Below are 20,779 nucleotides of genomic sequence, written 5' to 3'. Positions count from 1 at the left end.
CCTACTGCGGGGCGTCCCCGAAGTCCGGGATCTCCAGCCTGACCCCGCCCTGCCGCGCCGACTCGTGCGCGACGATGCCCGGCAGGGTGTAGCGGGCGGCCACCCAAGCGTTCACCGACGGCAGCGACCGCGTGTTCACGGCGGTCACGAAGTCGTCGACGAGGAAGTGGTGGCTGCCTTCGTGCCCGTTGTGCAGGTTGTCGAACTCCCGCGGCAGCCGCGCCCGGTCGTGCACCGGCGCCGAACCCGAGGTGAAGGCGGCCCGCAGATCCGGCGCGATGTGCTGGAGTGACGGGTCGTCAGGAGACAGGGTGGGCTTGGGCTCCAGCAGTTCGCTGATGTCCTTCACCCCCTTCTTGTCCTGCCACAGGGCCACCGTGGCGAGCTGCTCCATGCTCGCCTCGGTCCCGAAGAATCGGAAACGCGACTCCCGGATGTGCGACGGATAGCCCACCCGCCGGAACTCGTTCGTGCGGAAGGACCCGCCGCCCGCCACCTCGAACAGCGCGGTGGCGTTGGAGAAGTCGTTGCCGAACTGGCTGATGTCCCTGTCGAAGACGCCGTCGCCGCGCTCGTCGACCACTCCGATCGCCGACACGCTCACCGCGTGCGTCTGCCAGGCGCCGAGCACACCGCCCACCGAGTGCGTGGGATAGAGCAGCGGGGGATAGCTGGCGGTCTGCTTCCAGTTCTCGCCGCCGCTGTACTGGTAGGCCTCGTAGAACCCGAGGTCCATGTCGTGGACGTAGTCGCCCTCGGCGTAGAAGATCCGTCCGAAGGCGCCCTCGGCGATCTGGTTGCGGGCGTGCACGGTCGCCGGGTTGTACTGGCTGGTCTCGCCCATCATGTACGTCAGACCGGTCGCCTTGACCGCGTCGATGATGGCGGCGATCTCCTCGGTGGTTATCGCCATCGGCACCGCGGAGTACACGTGCTTGCCGGCGCCCAGGCCCTGCAGGACCAGGGGTCCGTGGGTCCAGCGCTGGGTGAAGATGGCGACCGCGTCGACGGCCTCCGACTCCAGCATCGCCTGGTACGAGGGGAAGGTGCCCGCCAACTGCTGTGCGGCGGCGAGCTGTTCGGCCCGTTCGGGAAGGAGGTCGGTGACGTAGACGTCGCTGACGCCGGGATGGGCTTGGAAGAGGGTGGCGAACTGGCCGGAGAACTGGCCGGCACCGACGATGCCGAGCGAGAACGTCATGAAAGGCGTGTCCTTCACTGGTCGGGAGATCACTGCGAGAGGATCAGATTGATCTGGTCGTTGGTCTGGTCGAGGCTGGTGACGGACTTGTCGCCGCTGAAGATTCCCTGCATGGCCGGGTGCATGAGCGCGTACACGTCCGCCGCGTTGTCGGTGATCGGGAAGGTGAAGGTCCTGAAGTCCTTCTTGTCGGCGACCGGCTTGGTGAACGCCGTGACGTCGATGCCCTTCTTCCCGTAGGCGGCCACCGCCGCCTTCGTCCCCGCGAGGGTCGCCGGGAAGACGATGCCGTAACGCCCGACGATCTTCTGGCAGGCGTCCGAGGACAGGTACCGCACCCACTTCTTGGCGCCCTGCTTGTTGTGGGCGTTCTTGGAGATGGAGTCGGCGAGGCCGTTCATCATGGTGGCCCGCTTGCCGGTCGGGCCGACGGGGGTGGAGGCGGTGGCGACCTTGATGCCCTTCATCGCGTAGTACGTGGAGATCATCCATGCGCCGTCGAAAGCGGTCGCCGCCTTGCCCGCGGCCACCTGGGCGTTGGCCGGGTTGGCGCCCGCACTGTAGTCCGTCAGGGGTGCCAGATAGCCCTTCTTCGCCAGCCCGAAGTACCACTTGATCACGGACTGGAAGGTCCTGCTGTCGTAGTCGTACCTGGTGCCCCACCGCTTCTTGTCGGTGTAGTTCCAGCCCGCGGACGCGGCGAAGTTGCTCCACTGCGTCTGCCCGTCGCCGTCGCCGCCACCGCCGGTCGCGAGGCCGTACACCTTGACGTGCTTCTTGTCGAAGCCGGGTTGGTCGCCGCGCTTGCCGTGGATGTCGATCGTCAGGTGCGCGATGGCCTTCTCGAAGCTGCCGCCGTCCTTCGGGTTCCAGGACAGGGAGTTGAGCTGCCGCGGGGTGAGGCCCGCTGCCTTCGTCATCTTCGTGTTGTAGAAGAGGGCGACCGTGTCCCAGTCCTTGGGGGCGCCGTAGCGATGGCCGTCCTGTCCGATCCAGTTGTCGGCCAGCCCCGACTGGTAGTCGGCGGGGTCGATGCCGAGGTCGTCCAGCGGTTCGAGGACCTTCAGGTCGGCGAACTGGCCGAACTTCTGGATGTGGTCGGTGAAGACGTCGGGCTGTGTGCCCGCGATGAAGCTCGCGGTGAGCTTGGTCCAGTAGTCGTCCCAGCCCATCTGGCTGATCTTCACGTCCAGGCCCGGGTTCTCCTTCTCGAACCCCTTGGCGCAGGCCTGGTAGGCGGGCAGCTGGTTGGAGTCCCACAACCAGTACGTCACCGTGTTCGCGCCCGCTCCCGCCCCGCCGCCCTTCGCACACCCGGCGACCAGCGACAGCGCCAGCGCGCCGGTCAGCGCCACGGCGCTTCGCATCCGAACTCGCATGCCAGTCCCCTTACTTGATCCCGGTGAAGCTGATGGTGCTGACGATGCGGCGCGCGAAGAACCCGAAGAGCACGAGCATCGGAAGCGCGGCGATGAGCGTCGCGGCCATCAGACCGGACCAGTCGTAGCCGGTCTGCGGGGTCTGCGCCCGGAAGATGGCGAGCGCCACCGTCAGCACCCGGGAGCTGTCGCTGTAGGACACCATCAGCGGCCAGAAGTAGTCGTTCCAGGAGGTGATGTACGTCAGCACGCCCAGGGTGAGGATGGGCGTGGACGCCATCGGCAGCAGCACCCGGAAGAAGATCCGCACCTTGCCGGCGCCGTCCAGCAGGGCCGCCTCCTCGACCTCGCGCGGGACGTTCATGAAGAACTGGCGCAGGAAGAACACCGCGAACGGCGTCATGAACATCGTCGGCAGGGCGATGCCCAACAGCGTGTCCACCAGGTGGAGCTGCTTGATGAGCACGAAGTTCGGCAGCAGCGTGAAGATCGCGGGGACCATCAGCCCGGCGAGGAACAGCCCGAACACCTTGTCACGGCCGCGCCACCTCAGGCGCGCGAAGGCGTAGGCGGCCATGGCGGAGAAGAAGATCTGGCAGACGGTGATCACCGTCGAGACGATCACCGAGTTGAGCAGATAGCGCCAGAACTTCAGCCCGCCCCCCGCGCCGCCCTGCGCGATCGCCTCCTTCGCCGACTGCAGGCCCAGCGCCCGCTCGAAGCCGCCCGTCGTGAGGTCCACCGGCAGGGGATTGCCGGGATGGGCGGCGAGCGCGGTGTTGGTGGACAGCGCGGTGCGCAGGATCCAGTAGAACGGCAGCAGCGTGATCAGCAGGATCGCGGCCATCACCGCCCAGGCGACGATCCGGCCGATGGAGGTGCGGCGCCTGGTGGGCCGTACGGTCGTGGTGGTTGCCACGGCAGCCATGTGGTCTCTCTCCCTTCCGTCAGCCGAGGTCGCTCTGTCCGGCCCGGGTGAGCCGGTACTGCAGGAACGTGATCGCGCTCAGCACGAGGAGCAGGGCCACGGACATGGCCGAGGCGTAGCCGAACTGGAAGCGGCCGAAGGCGGCGCCGTAGATGTAGTACTGGAGCACGTTGGTGGCGTTCGCCGGGCCGCCCATGGTGGTCACGGCGACGGTGTCGAACACCTGGAACGAGCCGATCACCGTCATGATCAGCACGACCGCCAGCACCGGCCGCAGCAGCGGCAGCGTGATCCGCCAGAACATCCGCCACTCGCTCGCGCCGTCCACCCGGGCGGCCTCGTACATGTCGTTCGGGATGGCCATGAGCCCGGCGAACAGCAGCAGCGCCGTGTATCCGACGTGCCGCCACACATTGATCAGCGCGATCGTGGGAATCGCCCAGTGCTCGTCGGCGAGGAACGGGATGTGGTCGAAGCCGAGCGCCCCGATGATCTGGTTGCCGATGCCGAGCTGGGTGTCCAGGATCCACAGCCAGACGACGCCCGCCACGACGTTCGACATCAGATACGGCGTGAGCACGATCCCGCGCAGCACGGCCGACTGTGTCAGCCGCTGCAGCAGCACCGCGACGGCGAGCGCCGCCACCGTCTGGACACCGATGTTGATGACCACGTACTCGACGGTGACCTTGAGCGACTCCCAGAAGATCGGGTCGTGGACCATCCGTATGTAGTTGTCCGGGCCCACCCACTCGGCCGGGGTGAGCAGGTTGAAGCGGGTGAAGCTCAGATAGATGCCGCGCAGCGTCGGCCAGAGCAGGAAGACCGTGAAGCCCAGCAGCGCCGGCGCGATGAACACCGCGGCCAGCCGTCCGTCGCCCCCGTTCTCACGGGCCCTGGCCCGTCGTGTCCTCTGTTCGGTCCCTGCCCTCTCCTGGCCGCGCAGTGACAGGCGCGACGGAGGGCTGCTGGAGGCGACGGTCATCGGGAGACTCCCTCGTCTGCGGCGGCTCGTCCTCAGGTCACTTACTTTTGTTGTGAAAGAATCAATGCGTCAAGAGTCCTGCTCGATTCTTTCTCTCGCGGATCGAGGGCGCTATTCTGGCCTGGTTGCTTTCATGGCAAAAAAATCATGTGGGAGTCTGGCCTTCATGACCACAGTTGCCGACAGCTGGCTTCCGCTGAGCCCGGGTGAGCGCTCGGTGGCGATCGAGGTGCTCGTGAACGGCCCGCTGTCGCGTACCGAACTCGCCCGGCGGCTCGACCTCTCCGCCGGCAGCCTCACCCGGCTCACCAAACCGCTGATCGAGTCCGGCCTGCTGATCGAGGTCGCCGAGGCCGGAGCCCCGGCTGAGGTACGTCAGGGGCGCCCCTCGCAGCCACTGGCCGTCGTCGCCGAGTCCCGCTCCTTCATCGGCTTCAAGATCACTGAGGACATGGTCTACGGCGTCGTGACCACCCTCCGCAGCGACATCGTCGCCCGCTACGACCGCCCGCTCACCACCCACGAGCCGGCCGAAGTCGCCGATGTGCTCGCCGAGATGACGGACGAACTCGCCCGTGTCCATCCGCGACTGGCCGGCATCGGAATCGGCGTGGGCGGTCTGGTCGAGGAGCGGGCCGTGGTGGGGGAGTCGCCGTTCCTGCACTGGCGGGACGTGCCGCTGGCCGGGCTGGTGGAGGAGCGCACCGGGCTCCCTGTCGTCGTCGAGAACGACGTCGCCGCCCTCGTCGAGGCCGAGACCTGGTTCGGAGCCGGGCGCGGCCTGGAGCGCTTCGTCGTCCTCACCATCGGTGCCGGCATCGGCTACGGGCTGGTGCTGGGCGGCAAACGGGTCTCCTGCGCGGAGGAGGACCGCGGCTTCGGCCGCCACTGGATCATCAACCCCAATGGGCCGCTCACCCCGGACGGCGAACGCGGCAGCGCCGTCTCCCTGCTGACCATCTCCAGCATCCGATACCAGGTCCGGGCCGCCTGCGGCCGCGACCGGAGCTACGAGGAGATCCTCGCCCTCGCCGCAGCCGGTGAACCCATGCCCGCCCGCGTCATCGACGAGGCGGCGCGAGCCCTCGGCATCCTGGTCGCCCAGATCGCCAACTTCGTCATGCCGCAGAAGATCCTTCTTGCGGGCGAGGGCGTCGGCCTGATGGATGTGGCCGGAGACACGGTGCGGCAGACGATCGCCGCCCACCGGCATCCGCTGGCCGGCCCGGTCCCGCTGGAGACCAAGGTGTCCGACTTCCACGACTGGGCCCGCGGCGCGGCCGTCCTGGCGATCCAGGTGCTGGTGCTGGGGGCGGCGGAAGCCTGAACTCGGGGGCTCGGGCGACCAGATGGACGTGATCAGCAACACGTCCGATATGCCTGCTTGATGTCGCCTTACTCACAGCGCCTTCACCTCCGGAGCCGTATGCTTCACAGCATGTCCACCACTGTTGAACCCGTCTCCGATCGCTCGGCAGCCGAGGTCAACGAGGAGATCCGGGCCCTGTGGCGCCGGTCGGGCGGGACACTGAGCGGCGAGCAGCGCGAGGAGTACCAGCGCCTCGTCCTGGAGTGGGCCGCCGCGGCCCCGCAGCCGGCCTGAGCACCACCCGCTGAGGCCCGCCGCCGCGCATCGGAGCCCCCGACCGGGGCACCCCACACCGGATGGGCCCTCTCCTCGCACTGGCCTCGGCGGTCTGCTACGGCCTCGTCGACTTCTCCGGCGGGCTGCTGTCCCGCCGTGCGCCCTTCACCTCGATCACCTTCCTCGGTCAGCTGGGCGGCCTGCTCCTTGCGAGCACGGCCGCCCTTTTGGTGCCCGCCGACGCCGTCCGCCCCGTCGACCTGCTCTGGGGAGCCCTGTCCGGCGTCGGCAGCGGAACCGCCATGCACTTCCTCAACCGCGGACTGAGCCGCGGCGCGATGAGCGTCGTCGTGCCCGTCAGCGCAGTCACCGGCGTCGCCCTGTCCGTGCTGTGCGGGGTGCTCGTCCTCGGCGACCGCCCCGGCGCCCTGGCCTGGACCGGCATCGTGGTGACCGTCCCCGCGCTCTGGCTCGTCGCCGGCGGGGGAGCCGGCGGTCGGGGCGCGTGCGGGCAGGTGGCGGACGGTCTGCTGGCGAGTGCCGGGGTCGCCGTGCAGTACGTCGCACTCGGACTGGCGGGAACCTCCGCCGGACTGTGGCCGGTGGCGGCGGGCCGGGTCGCCGCCGTGCTCCTGCTGCTGCCCACCGCGACCCGGCACCGACACCATCTGCGGCTGCCGGGACGCCTCACCGCCCAGGCCCTCCTCGTCGGCGCCGGCGCCGCCCTCGGGCTGATCCTCTATCTGCTCGCCGCCCAGCGGCAGCTGCTCGCCGTCGCCGTGGTCCTCGCCTCCCTCTACCCGGCACTTCCCGTCGTCCTCGGCCTGGCCCTGCTGCACGAACGCGTCACCCCACGTCAGACGGCCGGCCTGCTGGGCGCCGCGGCCGCCACGGCTCTGCTGACCCTCGGCTGATCCCTCACCCCCAGGTGGCCGAGTAGTAGCGCCGGTACGCCTTGCGGTCCTGTTCGGCGCGGATCCAGCGGGTGGCCACCAGGGCGAGCAGACTGCCTCCGATCACCAGCATCCCGGGACCGATGTTCTGGGGGTCCGTGAGCCGGGTCAGCAGCGTCGAACCGTCCGAGATCCCCGTCACGGGAGTCGAGGAGCCGGGTGAGGCCGCGTTCGGTGCGATCGCGCTGTGCGTGGCCGAGGGGGACGGCGCGGAGGAGGGCGCGGCACCCTGCCCGGCGGCGGCCTGCTTCGACACGATCAACTGCACCCCGAGCGCCTGCATCGCCTTCGTCACCGGCTGGAAGAACGTCGTACCGCCCGACGCGCAGTCGCCGCTGCCGCCCGAGGTCACGCCCAGCGCGATGCCCTCGGAGAACAACGGGCCGCCGCTGTCACCCGGTTCGGCGCACACGTTCGTCTCGATGAGGCCGGTGACGGTGCCCTCCGGATAGTTGACCGTGGCGTCGAGCCCCTTGACCTCGCCGTCGTGCAGACCGCTGGTGCTGCCGCTGCGGAACACCCGCTCCCCGACGGCCGGATCGCCCACTCCCGTGATGCGCACCCCGTTGCCGTTGCCGATGGCCACGATGTCGGCCCCGGCTCCCGCCGCGCCGTTCGCGTACTGGACCAGCGAGAAGTCGCTGCCGGGGAAGTTCTGCTGCACGGTCTTGCCCAGCTGCTGGTTGCCCTGGTTGTCCGCGAACCAGACGGACCCGGTCGGCCCGCAGTGCCCGGCGGTGAGAATGAAGTCGCTCTGCCCGTTGGTCACGTTGAAGCCCGCCGAGCAGCGCCCGCCGGTGGACAGGATGGGCGACGCCCCGTTGAGACGGGTGGTGAAGGTGCCCTGGGTGCGTTCCATGCGGACGAAGCTGCCGATGCCGCCCGCGACCTTGGTCATCTTCGACCAGTCCGTCGACGAGACGGTGCTGTCGGCCTGCACCACCACCTGGTTCGTGCGGTAGTCCATGACCCAGGCCGTGCCCGCGACCCGGGGCGCCGCACGCAGCGTCGACGTCGCGGCCTTGAGCTCGTTCATGCTGTGCGACACCATCTTCGCCTCGGCGCCCGCACGCTTGACCTCGGCCGCCGCCGCGTCGTCGGTCACCGCGACGACCGGACGTCCGTCCGCGCCGATCCAGGTGCCCGCCGTACGGGAGGTGCCGAGCTTGGAGACCAGTGCGGCACCGGGGTTGGGCGAGGTCCCCGAGGCCTTCAGCGGGAGGGCGGAGGTACCGGGAGTATCGCTCGCCATGGCGGCCTGCGTCACCATCGCTCCTCCCAGGAGGAGTCCGCCGACGGCCGCCAGTCGCGTCACTCGCCGGACGATCCGTCGTCGTGCGTGCCTCATGCATGGCTCCCGAACCCGAACGCGCGGCGCGAACACCGCGGGGCCCTCCGGTCGTTGAGCACCCTCCCTCCATACGTGGCCGGGGCCGGTCGCGTTCAGCGCGTGGGCGATCTTCTCACCGCTTGCGGCCCACCCCGCCGTACAGGGCCACTTCCTGCGGTTCACCCGCCTCCGAGGGCTCCGGCCGCCAGCGTGAGCAGGAGACCACACCGGGCTCCAGAAGCTCCAGACCGTCGAAGAAACGGGCCACGGCCTCGGGGGTGCGCTGGGTCAGCGCCGGGACGCCGTGCTCGTTCCAGAACCGGACCGCCTCGTCCACCTCCGACAGCTCGGGGCTCGTGATGGTGTGGGACAGGACCAGATGGCTGCCGGAGGGCAGCGCGTCCATGAGCCGTCGCACCATGCCGTACGGGTCCTCGTCGTCGCCGATGAAGATGACCACACCGAGCAGCATCAGCGCGACCGGCTGCGTGAAGTCCAGCGTGTCGGCGGCGCGCTCCAGGATCGAGTCGACATTGCGCAGGTCCTCGTCCAGGTGGTCCGTGCGGCCCTCGGGGGAGCTGGTGAGCAGGGCGCGGGCGTGTGCCAGGACGAGCGGGTCGTTGTCGACGTAGACGATCCGCGCATCGGGGGCGAGACGCTGGGCGACCTCGTGCGTGTTGTCGGCGGTGGGCAGGCCGGTGCCTATGTCGAGGAACTGCCGGATCCCTGCCTCCGCCACCAGATGACGCACGGCACGGCCCAGGAAGAGGCGGTCCGCGCGGGCGTACTCACCGATGGCCGGATGGAGTTCACGGATCCGGTCGCCGGCTATGCGGTCGACCTCGTAGTAGTCGCCGCCGCCCAGCCAGTAGTTCCAGATCCGGGCCGTGTGCGGGCGCAGCGTGTCGATGCGGCTGCGCAGCGCCGCGGCGGGATCTTCGGTGGCTGCCGGGTTCTCCGTCACGGGCTCTGCTCCTGGAGTGCCTGATGGTGCGCTGTGTACGACGTCGAACGGCAATCTAGACGGCCGTGTTGGCGTCTGCCGAGAGGGCGGTACGGATCTTTTCCCGGCAGGCGTTTCCAGGTCGTGCCAGGTCACACCGCAGCCCCTATCTTTTGCCCCATGACCAGCACCCCGCATGCGCCGTCCGGTGAACCGAACCCCCTGCGCGCACTCTCCCTCGAGAGCCTGCGATGTCGTACGAGCATGAAATGGCGCACCTACCCGGCCGACGTGCTGCCGCTGTGGGTGGCCGAGATGGACGTGCCCCTCGCCGAACCCGTCGTCCGCGCGGTCACCGAGGCGCTCGCGCTCGGGGACACCGGCTACCCGGCGGGCACCGCCTACGCCGAGGCGCTCGCCGGGTTCGCGGAGAAGCGCTGGGGATGGGACGGTCTCGCCGTGGAGCGCACCGCGATCGTGCCCGACGTCATGCTCGGCGTCGTCGAGATGCTCAAGCTGGTCACCGGGCACGGGGACCCGGTGATCGTCAACTCGCCCGTGTATCCGCCCTTCTACCAGTTCATCGAGCACATGGACCGGCAGGTGCGGGAGGCTCCCCTCGGGGCGGACCTGCGGATCGACTTCGACGCGCTGGAAGAGTCCTTCCGGCAGGCGGTCGCCGGCGGTCGCCGGGCCGCCTATCTGCTGTGCAGCCCGCACAACCCGACCGGCACCGTGCACACCGCCGGGGAACTGGGCACGGTGGCCGCCCTCGCCGACCGGTACGGCGTCCGTGTGGTCGCCGACGAGATCCACGCGCCGCTGACCTTCCCGGGCGCCGACTTCGTGCCGTATCTGAGCGTCCCCGGCGGGGAGAGCGGCCTGTCCCTCATGTCCGCGTCGAAGGCGTGGAACCTGGCCGGGCTGAAGGCCGCCCTGGCGATCGCCGGACCCGCGGCCGCCGCCGACCTCGCCCGGCTGCCCGAGGAGGTCGGCCACGGCCCCAGCCACGTCGGCGTCATCGCCCACACGGCCGCCCTGACCGAAGGCACCGCATGGCTGGACGCGCTGCTCACCGGTCTCGACGACAACCGGCGCCTGCTCGCCGACCTGCTCGCCGAACACCTCCCCGCCATCTCCTGCCTTCCGGCCCAGGCCACCTACCTGGCCTGGCTCGACTGCCGCGGACTCGGCCTCGGTGAGGATCCGGCGCGGGTGTTCCTGGAGCGGGGGAGGGTGGCCCTGAACTCCGGGATTCCCTTCGGCACCGGAGGGGCAGGGCACGTACGCCTGAACCTGGCGACCTCGCCCGAGCTGATCACGGAGGGTGTCCGGCGGATGGCGGCCGCACTCGCCCGAACCGGCCCCCAGATGGCCTGACAGGGGTGTCATGGACACGTGACACCCCTGCATGATGGCCCCATGCGCGTGCTGATCCCCCTCCCCGACCACGACTTCGACGTCACCGAGGTCGCCGTGCCCTGGCGACTGCTGACCGACGCCGGGCACGAGATCGTCTTCGCCACCGAGCGCGCCGGGACCCGGCCCGCGGCCGATCCACGGCTGCTGACAGGTGTCCTCTTCGGACAGCTCGGCGCCGAGGACGAACCCAAGCGGTTCTACGAACAGCTCACCGCAGCACCGGAGTTCACCGCCACGGTCGCCTGGGCCGACGTGGACGTCACCGAGTACGACGGACTCCTGCTGCCGGGCGGACACGCGCCCGGCATGCGGCAGTACCTCGGCTCGACGGAGCTGCAACAACAGGTCGCCCGGTTCTGGGCGCTGGAGCGGCCGGTCGGTGCGATCTGCCACGGGGTGCTCGTGCCGGCCCGTACCCGGGATTCCGTTACGGGACGCAGTGTCCTCGCCGACCGCCGCACGACCTGCCTGCCCAAGTACATGGAGCGCACCGCCTACCTGACCACTGCGTGGCGGCTCGGACGGTACTACCGGACGTACCCGGCGTATGTGGAGGACGAGGTGCGGTCTGCTCTGGCCGAGCCGGCCGAGCAGTTCGAGCGGGGTCCCCGGGTTTTGACCCAGAGGGGTACCGCAGACGACGACACCTACGCCTTTGTCGTGCAGGACCGCAATTTTCTGTCGGCGCGGTGGCCGGGGGATGCGTATCTTTTCGCCCGCCGGTTCATCCAGCTCCTCGTGTGAGCTGTCTGCCTAGAATTTCGGGTATGGACAACACGGCGCTGGAGCGGCTCGGGGCGGGGAAGTACGTGCTGGTCACCAGTTACCGCAAGAACGGTACGCCGGTTGCCACGCCGGTGTGGGCGGTGCGGGACGGTGACACGCTCGGGGTGTGGACGGCGGCCGACTCCTGGAAGGTGAAGCGGATCCGCGCTCGCGGCGACATCCTCGTCGGGCCCTGCGACCTGCGCGGCAACCCCACCGGCGCGCAACTCCCGGCCACCGCGGAGATCGTCGACGAGGCGACCGTCGCCCGCTACCGCGAGCTCATCGCCCGCAAGTACGGCATCGTCGGCCGCCTCACCCTGCTCGGCAGCCGGCTGCGCCGCGGTCTGAAGGGCACCGTCGGCATCCGCGTGACGCTGAAGGCCTGAGACGCGTACGGCCGCGTGGTCCTCCCGGGAGGACCACGCGGCCGTCACGACGGCGAGCCGTGCTCTACGAGCCGTCGAGCACCGTGCCGGTCAGCACCGGCCCGCCGGGCAGCGGATCACCGTTGTCGTTCGTCAGCTGGAAGCGCACGGACTCGGCCGGCTCCGTCACCCGGTCCTTGACCGTCGGCAGGGACACCTGCGCACTCAGCTTCCCCTTGGGCACGTTCGCCCCCAGGTAGAGGTAATGGATCTGCGACAGGGGACGTTCCGGATCCGGCGACTCGCCCGAGGCGCCGGCCAGCCACGCCGGGTCGACGTCCTTGGTGGACAGCTCCGGGCCGCCCGTGACCGGGGCGACGAGGAACATCGGGCTCAGGTCCACGTCCGCGGCCTGGGACAGGGACACCTTCCACTTCAGCGGGTTCCCCTCGACCACCCGGTCCGCCACCGGCGCCACGGTGATCGTGGGCATCGGATCGTCGTTCTGCACCGTCACACCGCCGCGGTAGGAGCCGATGACAGCGCCCCGCACGGCCTTGACGATCACCGTGTGGTCCACGTCGTAGGCGTAGCGCGTGTTGCCCTTCACCTCCACCGGTACGTCGATGTCGTGCCCGCCCGGATGCACCGTGACCAGGCGTGCCGTGGCCCTGCCGGTGACCGGGTCGACGACGTACACCCGCACCTGCCCGCTGCCCTGCCCGGACACCTCCACCGGTACCCGGTACGTGCGGACGCCCGAGTCGCCCTCCTTGACGGTCGTGCGGCCGATGTCGACACGTGCCAGCGGGGCCTCGTGAACCGCGGGAGTGCCCGGGCGCCAGCCCCAGGCGTCCATCAGCCAGGCCTGCCCGGAGCGCGAACGCGGGGTCAGGTCAAGGGACTTGATGTGCTTGAGGTCGAGACCGGCCCGGGATGCCGCCGACAGCGGGATGCGGACCTCGCGCGCCCAGTGGGAAGCCGTCCGTTCCGTGCCCGGCAGGCCGTCGACAGTCGTGCGGCCGAGGGTGGCCCGCCTGCCGTGGGTGTCGGTGAGGGAGACGTCGAGCCTGGTGCCGGTCGAGTTGGGCGGCACGATCACACGCAGCGCGAGGTCCTTGGCGCCGCCCAGCGACACCGGCGCATCCGGGCGCACCCGGACCGCCGACCCGGCCGCCGACCAGTGCAGCGCGACCGCGCGCCGGCCGACCTCACGGTCCGTCTCCCACCGTGCGAAGTGCGGCGAGGCGCCCTTCACACGGGATCCCAGACAGGCCACGTGGTCGTCCGGATCGGCGGCCGAGCACAGCCGCCCGCCCGTCACCGTGACCTTGCCGTCCGGCAGGAACCCGCCTTCGCGGTTCGCCCCGACCGCGTGCGTGAGCACCCGCGCGGGATCGGCCGACGGCGCCCGTCGGCCCGAGCCGTCGAGCAGGGGCCGGACCCGGTCGTCCCCGGCCACGAAGAGCCGGGCCGCTGCCGCGATGTAGGTGCTGCCCGCCTTGTGCTGCTGGTTCGCGGAAAGCCGGGTCGCGGTGCCCGGCGAGCACACCGGGTCGCGGTGGTCCGGGTCGTCGTAGAAGTCGTCCTCGGCGGGCGCCTGCGCCTGACCCGGGGTCCACTCGGTGTTGAAGAAGTTGTGGTCGGCGCCCACCACGTACACCGCGCTGTGCAGCGCTGCACCCCGGCTGACCGCTCGGGTGCCGTCGACGTAGACCTCACCCTGCAGGTCGGAGACGTCGCCGTCGCAGCCCGGCAGGATCGTCGCCGAGGGTACGTCCGCGACCGGGTTCTGGCCGAAGATCGTCGGTCCGATGAGGACGGTGCCGCGGATGTGCCAGCGCACCGGGCCGTGGTAGCCGTCCTGCGCGGCGGGCGGCGGGTCGAGGCTGTCCATCGCCGCACGGTTGACGCCCTCGCCGCCGCGGGAGTGGCCGACGAGCAGCACGCGCGAAAGATCGGCCGGCGGTGCGTTGCGTACGGCCGCGGGGGCCGAGCCCGGGTCGGCGGCCCAGCCGGCCCAGCGGGCCAGGTGCTCGCGGACCAGTGAGGAGCGGGCCTGTGCGCCGCCGTCCTCGGCCGCGTCGTCCTGGGCGTTGATGCCGTTGGCCGAGATCGACACCGTCACATAGCCCTGCGAGGCCAGCAGCCGCTGGTCGCGGAGATAGCCCCGGTAGCTCGGGATCGGTTTCGTGCCCTGCGGGCAGGGCCAGTCGCCGGTCACGTTCGTACGCGTGTAGCAGGTGGAGTGGCGGCCGTGCAGGAACAGGGCGAGCGGCCGGTGGCCGGTGGCGCCCTTCGGGGCGACCACCACGGCACGCATCTCGACCGGCTGGGGGAAGCCGGGCAGCTTCACGGGGTCGAGGTCGTACTCACCGGTGGTCGTGGCGTACTGGCCCGGTTTGCCGGGGTCCACGGAGTTCGCGGGAAGCCGGGCGGGCGGCGCAGCCGCCGCGGAGCGCCGTCCGCCCGGGGTCTCGCTACGGCCCGCGGCGTCCAACTCCCGCCCCGCGGCGCGCACGTGAAGGCCCGCCAGCCCGGTTGCCGCCGCGCCTCGCCCGAGGCCGAGACGGAACGTGCGGCCGTCCCTGTCCGGCTGCGGGACGCCCAGCATCCGGTCCCCGGAGTAGAACTCGACGCGGACGTCTCCCATCGGCACGGGGGCGGTCGAGCGCCAGACGAGCTGCCGGGCCTCACCCTTGCCGGCGATCCGCCAGCCGGGTGGCAGGCCGTCGTTCTGGTCGCCAACTGTGCTTGACGGTCTTGCGTCGGGCTGCGGTGCCGCCTGGGCCAGTCCTGGCGATCCCCCCGCCACCGCGAGCACCGCCGCAGCGGTCACCCATATTCGCCGGGCACGGAACAAGGTCCCCTCCTCAAGTACCGAGCAAAAGCACCCCCGTTGGTCAGCCGGGGGCGTCACGCGTTTCAGAGGACGGCAGGAGGGACCTGTGGGTTGCCTGTGACCGACGATTCGGCAGGTGCCCGGTGATGCGATCAGGCCGACCCAGACGACCAGGCATGGACGCCGGGACCGCGGGACAGGACCCCCCAATGAGCCGAACACCGTTGCGCGCCGCCGTCGTCGGCACCGGCCACCGCGCCCAGACCTTCGTACGGGGACTCGCCGCCCGCCCCGACCATCGCGTGGCAGCCCTGTGCGACCCGAGCCCGACGCGGATGGCCTTCCACAACCGGGCGCTGACCGTCGCCGGGGAACCGGCAGCCACCGAGTGGGAACCGGACCGCTTCACCGACATGCTCGCCGAGGAGGCCATCGACGAGGTCGTCGTCACCACCGTCGACGCCGCACACGACCGCTACATCGTTCCGGCGCTGCAGGCGGGCTGCCGCGTCGTCACCGAGAAGCCGATGACCGTCGACGCGGAACGCTGCGCACGCATCCTCGACGCGGTGCGGGCGACCGGCAATCCCCTCACCGTCGCCTTCAACTACCGCTTCAACCCTGTGCACGAGAAGGTGCGGGCGCTGCTCGCCGACGGCGCGATCGGCGAGATCCTGTCCCTGCACTTCGAGTGGGTCCTCGACGTACGGCACGGCGCCGACTACTTCCGCCGCTGGCACCGCGAGAAACACAACAGCGGCGGTCTGATGGTGCACAAGTCGAGCCACCACTTCGACCTGGTCAACTGGTGGCTCGCCGACGAGCCGCACGAGGTCTTCGGCTACGGGCGGCTCGGCTTCTACGGCACGGAAGCGGGCGAACGCCACGGACTGCGCCGGGACTACGACCGCGCCCACGGGGCCGCCGCGGCCGCCGACGACCCCTTCGCGCTGGACCTGGCCGGCAACGACACCCTGCGCGCCCTGTATCTGGACGCGGAAGGGGACGACGGTTACCTCCGCGACCGCAATGTCTTCGGCGGCCCGGTCACCATCGAGGACGACATGGCGGTCCTCGTCCGTTACGCGCGCGGGGCGACGATGACCTACCACCTCACCGCCTACTCGCCGTGGGAGGGCTACCGCGTCATGTTCAACGGCAGCGCCGGCCGCCTGGAGTTGGAGGTCGAGGAGAGCCGCTGGGCGCAGCCGCGGACCCCGGCCGCCTCGGACAGTGGTGCGCTGCACGGAGACACGGCTGCCGAGCACGCGGGCGGTGCACGGCTCACCTTGCGCCCGCTGTGGCGGCCGCCCGTCGAGGTGCCGCTCGACGCCGCCCACGAGGCCCACGGCGGGGGAGACCCCCGTATGCTCGACGCGCTCTTCGGACCCCTGGACCCCGGTACGCCGGATCAGGGCGCGGCAGGGCATCCCACCGCCACCCAGCGCGACGGCGCCCTCGCTCTCGCCGTGGGGCTCGCCGCCAACCGGTGCTTCGAGACGGGACGGCCCGTGGCCGTGCGGGACCTGGTCCCAGGGGTGTGGCGGAGCTGAGGGGGCGTCAGGACCAGGCGCGGTAGGGCTCGTCGACCAGCTGGAAGACCGGCTCGCCGCGGACCGGGTCCTTGGCCGTCGACAGCCGGACCCGGTCACCGCTGTGAATGCCGATCAGCGGGCCCATGACCCTGCCGCGCACGACGAATCCCTCGGCCATCTCCACAAGCGACACATTGCGGGCGGCGGGGGTGTTGCGGTGCACGATCGTGGCGTGGCGGACCGTGCCCACGCCCTCGCTGCGCTCCGTCCGCAGGTCGCCGCCCTGGCAGACCGGACACAGCAGCCGGTGGTACATGGCGGTGCCGCACCAGGTGCAACGCTGGAAGAGGATGGTGTCCGCATCGGGTGCCTGGGGATCGAGCACGCCTGCCGCGGAGCCGGCTGTCTGACGGGCAACGTTTCCTGAGTGGTGGTACACGCTGGTCAACTCCCTGCGCTCGGCCCGGAATCCCGCGTGCGCGGGTCAACCGTGCACGCACGTGCGCGGTCGCCGTGCCACCGTGCACGGCATCAATGTATGGCACTGAGTGTCATACGTAAAGACACTGCGTACCCTCAATATGCGACTCCGGTCAGTCCTGCTGCAGAGCGCTCTCGATCTCCTGGACCACCCGCCACAACGGTGCGCGACGCCGGGAGACGACCACCACCACGTCCTCGGGTTCCTCGTCCTCGGGCGCCGGGGGCGTGGTGAAGGCCTGCTGCACGTACCCCAGCGCGTGGTCGAGAGCCGCGCTCGCGTCCCCCTGCCCGTCCGAGCGCAGCCAGGAACGCAGTGCGTTGTTGTGCGCGGCCGCCACCGCCGCCGCGATCACATCGGCCTGCAGCGTCCCGTCCGGACGGCCCGCAAGGCGGCCACGCAGATGGTCGGCGAAGGCACGCTCGTAGCGCCACACCACCGAGAGTTCGTACGCCCGCAGCCCGGGAACCTTCTTGGTCAGGCGGTAACGCTGCACGGAGAAGGTCGGGTTCTCGGTGTACATGCGCAGCACGATCCGCACCGCGTCACAGACCCGCTGCACCGGTTCGTCCTCGTCGCCGCTGTCGGCGAGGAACGCCGTCATCTCGGCCAGGCACCGCTCGTGGTCGGGGAAGACCACGTCCTCCTTGGAGGGGAAGTAGCGGAAGAACGACCGCCGCCCGACGCCGGCGAGCGCCACGATGTCGTCCACCGTGGTCTGCTCGTAGCCCCGTTCGAGAAACAGCTGGAAGGCCGCCGCGACCAGGGCGTCCCGCATGGGTGGCCGCGCGGCAGTCGGCTCCGTCTTCATGAACGGGAAAGTAGCATCCGGGCGGCATGGATGGCACTCAGTGCGCTGTCGAAGGGAACTGAGTGTCCTCCTGTAGAGCTGCTGAACTGTGGCGGTGCAGGACGCGTATCACTCCCCGGGGAACGGCGGAGGCCCCGCAACGGGGACGGAAGGAGAGCACTGTGCCCATACCGCCCGCATCCGGGTCACCGCAGGACCGTTTACCGCTGGAGCCCATCCGGGTCCTGCGCCCGCGCCGCACCGACGCCCTGGCGGAGCTGTTCAAGGAGATGGAGCAGGGCGCCGGCGACCTGGAGCCCGTCGCCGTGCCGGACCCGCGGTCCTGGGACGAGGGCGAGACACAGGAACTCCCGCCCGTCCGCACCGGCCACGGCAGCCCACCGAGCGAGGACGGCCGTTTCGGGTTCGGGCCGGGACTGCGCCGCGCCGCCGTCACGATCGCCGTCGCCGCGGCCGCCCTCGTCGGCTTCGGCGGCGCCCTGCTGCTGCACGACAGGAACGACGCCGCCGCCGCACGGGAACCCCGCCCCACCGCGTCCGCACAGGAACCCCGCCCCACCGCGTCCGCCGAGCCGACCGCGAGCGCCTCCGCGGCGTCGGACCCCGACGGCCCGGGCACCCTCCGCGAGGGTGACAGCGGCCCCGCCGTGACCGATCTGCAGGAACGCCTGCTGCGCATCCCGGACGTCTACGCGGGCGGCTCCACCGCCGGCACCTACGACGCCACCCTCGAGGCAGCGGTGGCCCGCTTCCAGCTCTGGTACGGCATCCGGGGCGACGAGACCGGCGTCTACGGCAACGACACCCGGGCGGCACTGGAGTCCCGGACGGCCTCCGGCACCGGCTGACACCGCGGAGGCACCGCCGCCTACCGCGGATCCGCGGGCACCCGGATGTCGAGCACACAGACGTCGTCCCGCCGCTCACCCTCCAGCATGGCGGCGAGCATGGGCGCCAGGGAGCCCGGCTCGTCGCTGTGGTGGCCGAGAACGGCCTCGGAGAGCCGTTTCAGGCCCCGGTCGAGGTCCTCCGTGGGCCGCTCGACCAGGCCGTCCGTGTACAGGAGGACGCGGTCACCGGGTGCGAGGGACAACTCCGCCTCCGCGAAGTCCGGCGCCGTGCTCGCGCCGAGCAGGATGCCGCTGGGGCGGTCGAGATAGTGCGCCTGGCCGTCGCGCAGCAGCAGGGGCGGCGGATGGCCGGCCTGCGCCCAGATCAGCCGGCGCTCGGCGGGGTCGTAGCGGGCGAGGACCATGGTCGCGGTGCCGTGGGGTCCGCGGGAGTGCAGCAGCAGCGTGTTGAGCCTGGCGAGCGCTCCCGTCAGCGAGGACCCCGTGATGACCATGCCCTTGGCGGTGAAGCGGAGCTGGGCCATCGTGGCGACGGCGTCTATGCCGTGGCCGGCCACGTCGCCGACCACGAAGAGGGCGTCCCCGTCGGGCAGTTCGATGGCGCTGAACCAGTCACCGCCGACGTGGGTGCCCGACTGCGCGGGCAGATAGGCGACTTCGACGCGCAGCCCCGCCAGGCGCACGGGCCGGGTGGGCAGGGGCAGCAGCGCGTGCTGCAGCCGGCCGGCCAGTGTCCGCTCGGCACGCAGCACGTCGTGCTGGGTGAGCACGGCCCGCTCGCTCTCGACGAGGGCGAGCTCCGCGCTGCGCTGCGCGGTGAGGTCCTGTACGACGCCGTGCACCTCGACGGGCCTGCCGGCGGCGTCCGGCACGGCCTCGGCGACGGCTCGCAGATGCCGTAGCCCTTCCGCCGTCCTGATGCGGAACGGGACGTCGAAGGGGCGCCCGGTGCCCAGGAGTTCGCCGATGGCACGGGCCAGCGCGGGTGCGTCCTCGGGCAGGGCCAGGCCGGGCAGGCCGGTGAGGGCGACCGGGCCTTCGCCGGGGTCGCGGCCGAGGAGCTCGAAGACCTGCGAGGACCAGGTGGCCTCGTGCGTGACCAGGCTCCAGCTCGCCCAGCCGAGACTTCCCAGCCGCTGCACGTCCGCGAGCCGCTGTTCCTGCCGGTCCGAGGAGCCGTGCCGCACCCATGTCACGAACAGCCCGTCGCCCAGTCGGGCCGCCCGCACCGTGTAGGTGGACAGCTCCGCGACACCGTCCACGACCTCCTGGTGTGCGAACGGCGCACTCTCGTACGGCTTTCCGGCGGCCAGCGCGCTGCGCAGGCCCTGCCACAGTGGCTCGCCCGCCAGGGCCGGGCAGGCCTCCTGGAACCGCCGGCCGACCAGCTCGGGCCCGGCGCCGCCGACCACGTCGGCGGCTTGCGCGGTGGCGGCGTCGATGCGGTAGTCGTCGATCGCGCCCGAGGCGGTGGCCAGTGGAGTGAGCAGCATGGCGGCGCCGGGCAGCGCTTCGAAGACGGCCTGCAGGGCCTGCACGGTCTCGGCGGCGTCGACGGCGGCCTGCGGACCGGTCGAGAAGTCCCGCAGACGTCCGGCGCACAGCCGGGCGGCGGCCTGCAGATGAGCCCGCTCGCCGGCGCTGAACGGTCCGCTGCGGGTGCGCAGGATCCCGATGCAGACGCTCGGCGAGGCACCGGTCGGCACCGGCAGCCAGGCGCGCGACGCCCAGCGTTCGGACGGGTTTCCGATCAGCACGTAATGCTTCCGGTCCGCGGCGGCGTCCTCCAGCCAGAGCGGCTCGCCCGCCCGCAGGGCCTCGAAGGCGGGCATCCGGTTCAGTGGCGGGATCTGCTGCCACTGGGCGGCGAGGGTGGCCTCGATGCCGGCGTGGCCGACCAGTTCGAGCCCTCCGGCGGGCGATCGAGCGTAGATCACGACCGCGTCGGCGCCCACCTCGGGAGCGAGTTGCTCCAGCAGGCAGGAGGCGAGGTCCTGCGGCGTGGTGACACGCACGAGCTCCCTGCCCAGGGCGCCGAGCGCCGCGGAACCCCAGTCCGCGGCCGCGTCCCGCGAGGGCGGCACGGCGGACTCGGTCAGGACGGCGGGCTCCGGGGCGGGGGCGGCACCGCCCGGCGGCGGCAGGCTGCCGAGGGTGATCCAGCACTCCTCCAGCATGGTGCGGCCGGCGTTCTCGGCCCGCCGCTGCAGCTCCTCCTCCGCGGCGCCGGAGGAGCAGCCGGTCAGTGCCATGACCACACCTTTGGCCTGCTCCAGGACAGCCGACATGGCCGCCAGGTGGCGCAGCCGGTCCATCTCGGCGCGCTGCCTGGCGACGACCTGGGCCAGCGCGACGGTGTCGGCAGCGGTGCGGGATTCCGCCGGTGTGGCGGGCTTACTC

18 protein-coding genes are annotated in these 20,779 nt (G+C 71.0%); 8 read left to right on the top strand and 10 right to left on the bottom strand.

Annotation, left to right across the window (positions count from 1 at the left end; translation table 11 throughout):
* Position 1: 1 nt before the first annotated feature.
* From ACFY1E_RS27215 to ACFY1E_RS27200, 4 genes are read right to left on the bottom strand one after another with little or no spacing between them, the layout of a single operon-like run.
* Positions 2-1,201, bottom strand: a complete 1,200-nt coding sequence (locus tag ACFY1E_RS27215) for a Gfo/Idh/MocA family protein (RefSeq protein WP_389080166.1) — start codon at positions 1,199-1,201, stop codon at positions 2-4.
* 29 nt (positions 1,202-1,230) lie between these two features.
* The gene (locus ACFY1E_RS27210; protein WP_389080164.1) at positions 1,231-2,580 is read right to left on the bottom strand and encodes an ABC transporter substrate-binding protein; all 1,350 of its coding nucleotides are present in this window, start codon (positions 2,578-2,580) and stop codon (positions 1,231-1,233) included.
* Between the two features lie 10 nt (positions 2,581-2,590).
* Complete coding sequence (locus ACFY1E_RS27205) at positions 2,591-3,508, bottom strand: carbohydrate ABC transporter permease (protein ID WP_389080163.1); 918 nt, start codon at positions 3,506-3,508, stop codon at positions 2,591-2,593.
* 19 nt (positions 3,509-3,527) lie between these two features.
* On the bottom strand, positions 3,528-4,493 hold the full coding sequence (locus ACFY1E_RS27200) for a carbohydrate ABC transporter permease (RefSeq protein WP_389080161.1): 966 nt from the start codon (positions 4,491-4,493) through the stop codon (positions 3,528-3,530).
* A gap of 166 nt (positions 4,494-4,659) precedes the next feature.
* Here ACFY1E_RS27200 and ACFY1E_RS27195 point away from each other — a divergent pair, with 166 nt between their 5' ends.
* The 3 genes from ACFY1E_RS27195 to ACFY1E_RS27185 all read left to right on the top strand — a co-directional run bounded on the left by ACFY1E_RS27195 (position 4,660) and on the right by ACFY1E_RS27185 (position 6,992).
* The gene (locus ACFY1E_RS27195; RefSeq protein WP_389080160.1) at positions 4,660-5,820 is read left to right on the top strand and encodes an ROK family protein; all 1,161 of its coding nucleotides are present in this window, start codon (positions 4,660-4,662) and stop codon (positions 5,818-5,820) included.
* A gap of 111 nt (positions 5,821-5,931) precedes the next feature.
* The gene (locus tag ACFY1E_RS27190; protein WP_389080204.1) at positions 5,932-6,096 is read left to right on the top strand and encodes a hypothetical protein; all 165 of its coding nucleotides are present in this window, start codon (positions 5,932-5,934) and stop codon (positions 6,094-6,096) included.
* Positions 6,097-6,158: 62 nt separating this feature from the next.
* Positions 6,159-6,992: an EamA family transporter gene (locus ACFY1E_RS27185; protein WP_389080158.1), complete on the top strand. Its 834-nt coding sequence runs from the start codon at positions 6,159-6,161 to the stop codon at positions 6,990-6,992.
* A 4-nt stretch (positions 6,993-6,996) separates the two neighbouring features.
* Here the strand turns inward: ACFY1E_RS27185 and ACFY1E_RS27180 are convergent, their stop codons facing one another.
* Together ACFY1E_RS27180 and ACFY1E_RS27175 are read right to left on the bottom strand one after the other, a co-directional pair.
* Positions 6,997-8,379, bottom strand: a complete 1,383-nt coding sequence (locus ACFY1E_RS27180) for a S1 family peptidase (protein WP_389080157.1) — start codon at positions 8,377-8,379, stop codon at positions 6,997-6,999.
* A 115-nt stretch (positions 8,380-8,494) separates the two neighbouring features.
* Positions 8,495-9,325, bottom strand: coding sequence for an SAM-dependent methyltransferase (locus tag ACFY1E_RS27175; protein WP_389080155.1), 831 nt, complete (start codon positions 9,323-9,325; stop codon positions 8,495-8,497).
* 159 nt (positions 9,326-9,484) lie between these two features.
* Here ACFY1E_RS27175 and ACFY1E_RS27170 point away from each other — a divergent pair, with 159 nt between their 5' ends.
* From ACFY1E_RS27170 to ACFY1E_RS27160, 3 genes are read left to right on the top strand one after another with little or no spacing between them, the layout of a single operon-like run.
* The gene (locus ACFY1E_RS27170; protein WP_389080154.1) at positions 9,485-10,684 is read left to right on the top strand and encodes a MalY/PatB family protein; all 1,200 of its coding nucleotides are present in this window, start codon (positions 9,485-9,487) and stop codon (positions 10,682-10,684) included.
* Between the two features lie 42 nt (positions 10,685-10,726).
* Entirely contained in the window at positions 10,727-11,470 is a 744-nt protein-coding gene (locus ACFY1E_RS27165) for a type 1 glutamine amidotransferase domain-containing protein (RefSeq protein ID WP_389080152.1), read from the top strand.
* Positions 11,471-11,493: 23 nt separating this feature from the next.
* On the top strand, positions 11,494-11,880 hold the full coding sequence (locus ACFY1E_RS27160; RefSeq protein WP_389080151.1) for a PPOX class F420-dependent oxidoreductase: 387 nt from the start codon (positions 11,494-11,496) through the stop codon (positions 11,878-11,880).
* A gap of 64 nt (positions 11,881-11,944) precedes the next feature.
* Here ACFY1E_RS27160 and ACFY1E_RS27155 read toward each other — a convergent pair whose 3' ends face one another.
* Positions 11,945-14,722 carry a hypothetical protein gene (locus tag ACFY1E_RS27155; protein WP_389080149.1) on the bottom strand — a complete coding sequence of 926 codons (2,778 nt, stop codon included), beginning with the start codon at positions 14,720-14,722 and terminating at the stop codon, positions 11,945-11,947.
* A 188-nt stretch (positions 14,723-14,910) separates the two neighbouring features.
* Here ACFY1E_RS27155 and ACFY1E_RS27150 point away from each other — a divergent pair, with 188 nt between their 5' ends.
* A complete protein-coding gene (locus ACFY1E_RS27150; RefSeq protein WP_389080148.1) occupies positions 14,911-16,254 on the top strand; it encodes a Gfo/Idh/MocA family protein in 1,344 nt (447 codons plus the stop codon).
* A 7-nt stretch (positions 16,255-16,261) separates the two neighbouring features.
* On the opposite strand, the gene ACFY1E_RS27145 is transcribed toward ACFY1E_RS27150, so the two are convergent.
* Both ACFY1E_RS27145 and ACFY1E_RS27140 read right to left on the bottom strand, forming a co-directional pair.
* Complete coding sequence (locus tag ACFY1E_RS27145) at positions 16,262-16,675, bottom strand: zinc ribbon domain-containing protein (protein WP_344401428.1); 414 nt, start codon at positions 16,673-16,675, stop codon at positions 16,262-16,264.
* A 154-nt stretch (positions 16,676-16,829) separates the two neighbouring features.
* Entirely contained in the window at positions 16,830-17,495 is a 666-nt protein-coding gene (locus tag ACFY1E_RS27140) for a TetR family transcriptional regulator (RefSeq protein WP_389080199.1), read from the bottom strand.
* 194 nt (positions 17,496-17,689) lie between these two features.
* Between ACFY1E_RS27140 and ACFY1E_RS27135 the strand changes: the two genes are divergently transcribed.
* The gene (locus tag ACFY1E_RS27135) at positions 17,690-18,376 is read left to right on the top strand and encodes a peptidoglycan-binding protein (protein WP_389080146.1); all 687 of its coding nucleotides are present in this window, start codon (positions 17,690-17,692) and stop codon (positions 18,374-18,376) included.
* 20 nt (positions 18,377-18,396) lie between these two features.
* Here the strand turns inward: ACFY1E_RS27135 and ACFY1E_RS27130 are convergent, their stop codons facing one another.
* On the bottom strand, positions 18,397-20,694 hold the full coding sequence (locus tag ACFY1E_RS27130) for a SpoIIE family protein phosphatase (protein WP_389080198.1): 2,298 nt from the start codon (positions 20,692-20,694) through the stop codon (positions 18,397-18,399).
* Positions 20,695-20,779 lie beyond the last annotated feature (85 nt).

It is taken from the genome of Streptomyces sp. NPDC001604, from assembly GCF_042893475.1.
Taxonomy (GTDB): Bacteria; Actinomycetota; Actinomycetes; order Streptomycetales; family Streptomycetaceae; genus Streptomyces.
Note: the sequence above shows the minus strand (reverse complement) of the source record. Positions and strands in the feature narration are given on the sequence as shown.

Excerpts from the sequence above, each read along its gene's own strand:
- ACFY1E_RS27215 (WP_389080166.1), bottom strand. The coding sequence starts at position 1,201 with ATGACGTTCTCGCTCGGCATCGTCGGTGCCGGCCAGTTCTCCGGCCAG.
- ACFY1E_RS27210 (WP_389080164.1), bottom strand. The coding sequence starts at position 2,580 with ATGCGAGTTCGGATGCGAAGCGCCGTGGCGCTGACCGGCGCGCTGGCG.
- ACFY1E_RS27205 (WP_389080163.1), bottom strand. The coding sequence starts at position 3,508 with ATGGCTGCCGTGGCAACCACCACGACCGTACGGCCCACCAGGCGCCGC.
- ACFY1E_RS27200 (WP_389080161.1), bottom strand. The coding sequence starts at position 4,493 with ATGACCGTCGCCTCCAGCAGCCCTCCGTCGCGCCTGTCACTGCGCGGC.
- ACFY1E_RS27195 (WP_389080160.1), top strand. The coding sequence starts at position 4,660 with ATGACCACAGTTGCCGACAGCTGGCTTCCGCTGAGCCCGGGTGAGCGC.
- ACFY1E_RS27190 (WP_389080204.1), top strand. The coding sequence starts at position 5,932 with ATGTCCACCACTGTTGAACCCGTCTCCGATCGCTCGGCAGCCGAGGTC.
- ACFY1E_RS27185 (WP_389080158.1), top strand. The coding sequence starts at position 6,159 with ATGGGCCCTCTCCTCGCACTGGCCTCGGCGGTCTGCTACGGCCTCGTC.
- ACFY1E_RS27180 (WP_389080157.1), bottom strand. The coding sequence starts at position 8,379 with ATGAGGCACGCACGACGACGGATCGTCCGGCGAGTGACGCGACTGGCG.
- ACFY1E_RS27170 (WP_389080154.1), top strand. The coding sequence starts at position 9,485 with ATGACCAGCACCCCGCATGCGCCGTCCGGTGAACCGAACCCCCTGCGC.
- ACFY1E_RS27165 (WP_389080152.1), top strand. The coding sequence starts at position 10,727 with ATGCGCGTGCTGATCCCCCTCCCCGACCACGACTTCGACGTCACCGAG.
- ACFY1E_RS27160 (WP_389080151.1), top strand. The coding sequence starts at position 11,494 with ATGGACAACACGGCGCTGGAGCGGCTCGGGGCGGGGAAGTACGTGCTG.
- ACFY1E_RS27150 (WP_389080148.1), top strand. The coding sequence starts at position 14,911 with ATGAGCCGAACACCGTTGCGCGCCGCCGTCGTCGGCACCGGCCACCGC.
- ACFY1E_RS27140 (WP_389080199.1), bottom strand. The coding sequence starts at position 17,495 with ATGCGGGACGCCCTGGTCGCGGCGGCCTTCCAGCTGTTTCTCGAACGG.
- ACFY1E_RS27130 (WP_389080198.1), bottom strand. The coding sequence starts at position 20,694 with ATGGACCGGCTGCGCCACCTGGCGGCCATGTCGGCTGTCCTGGAGCAG.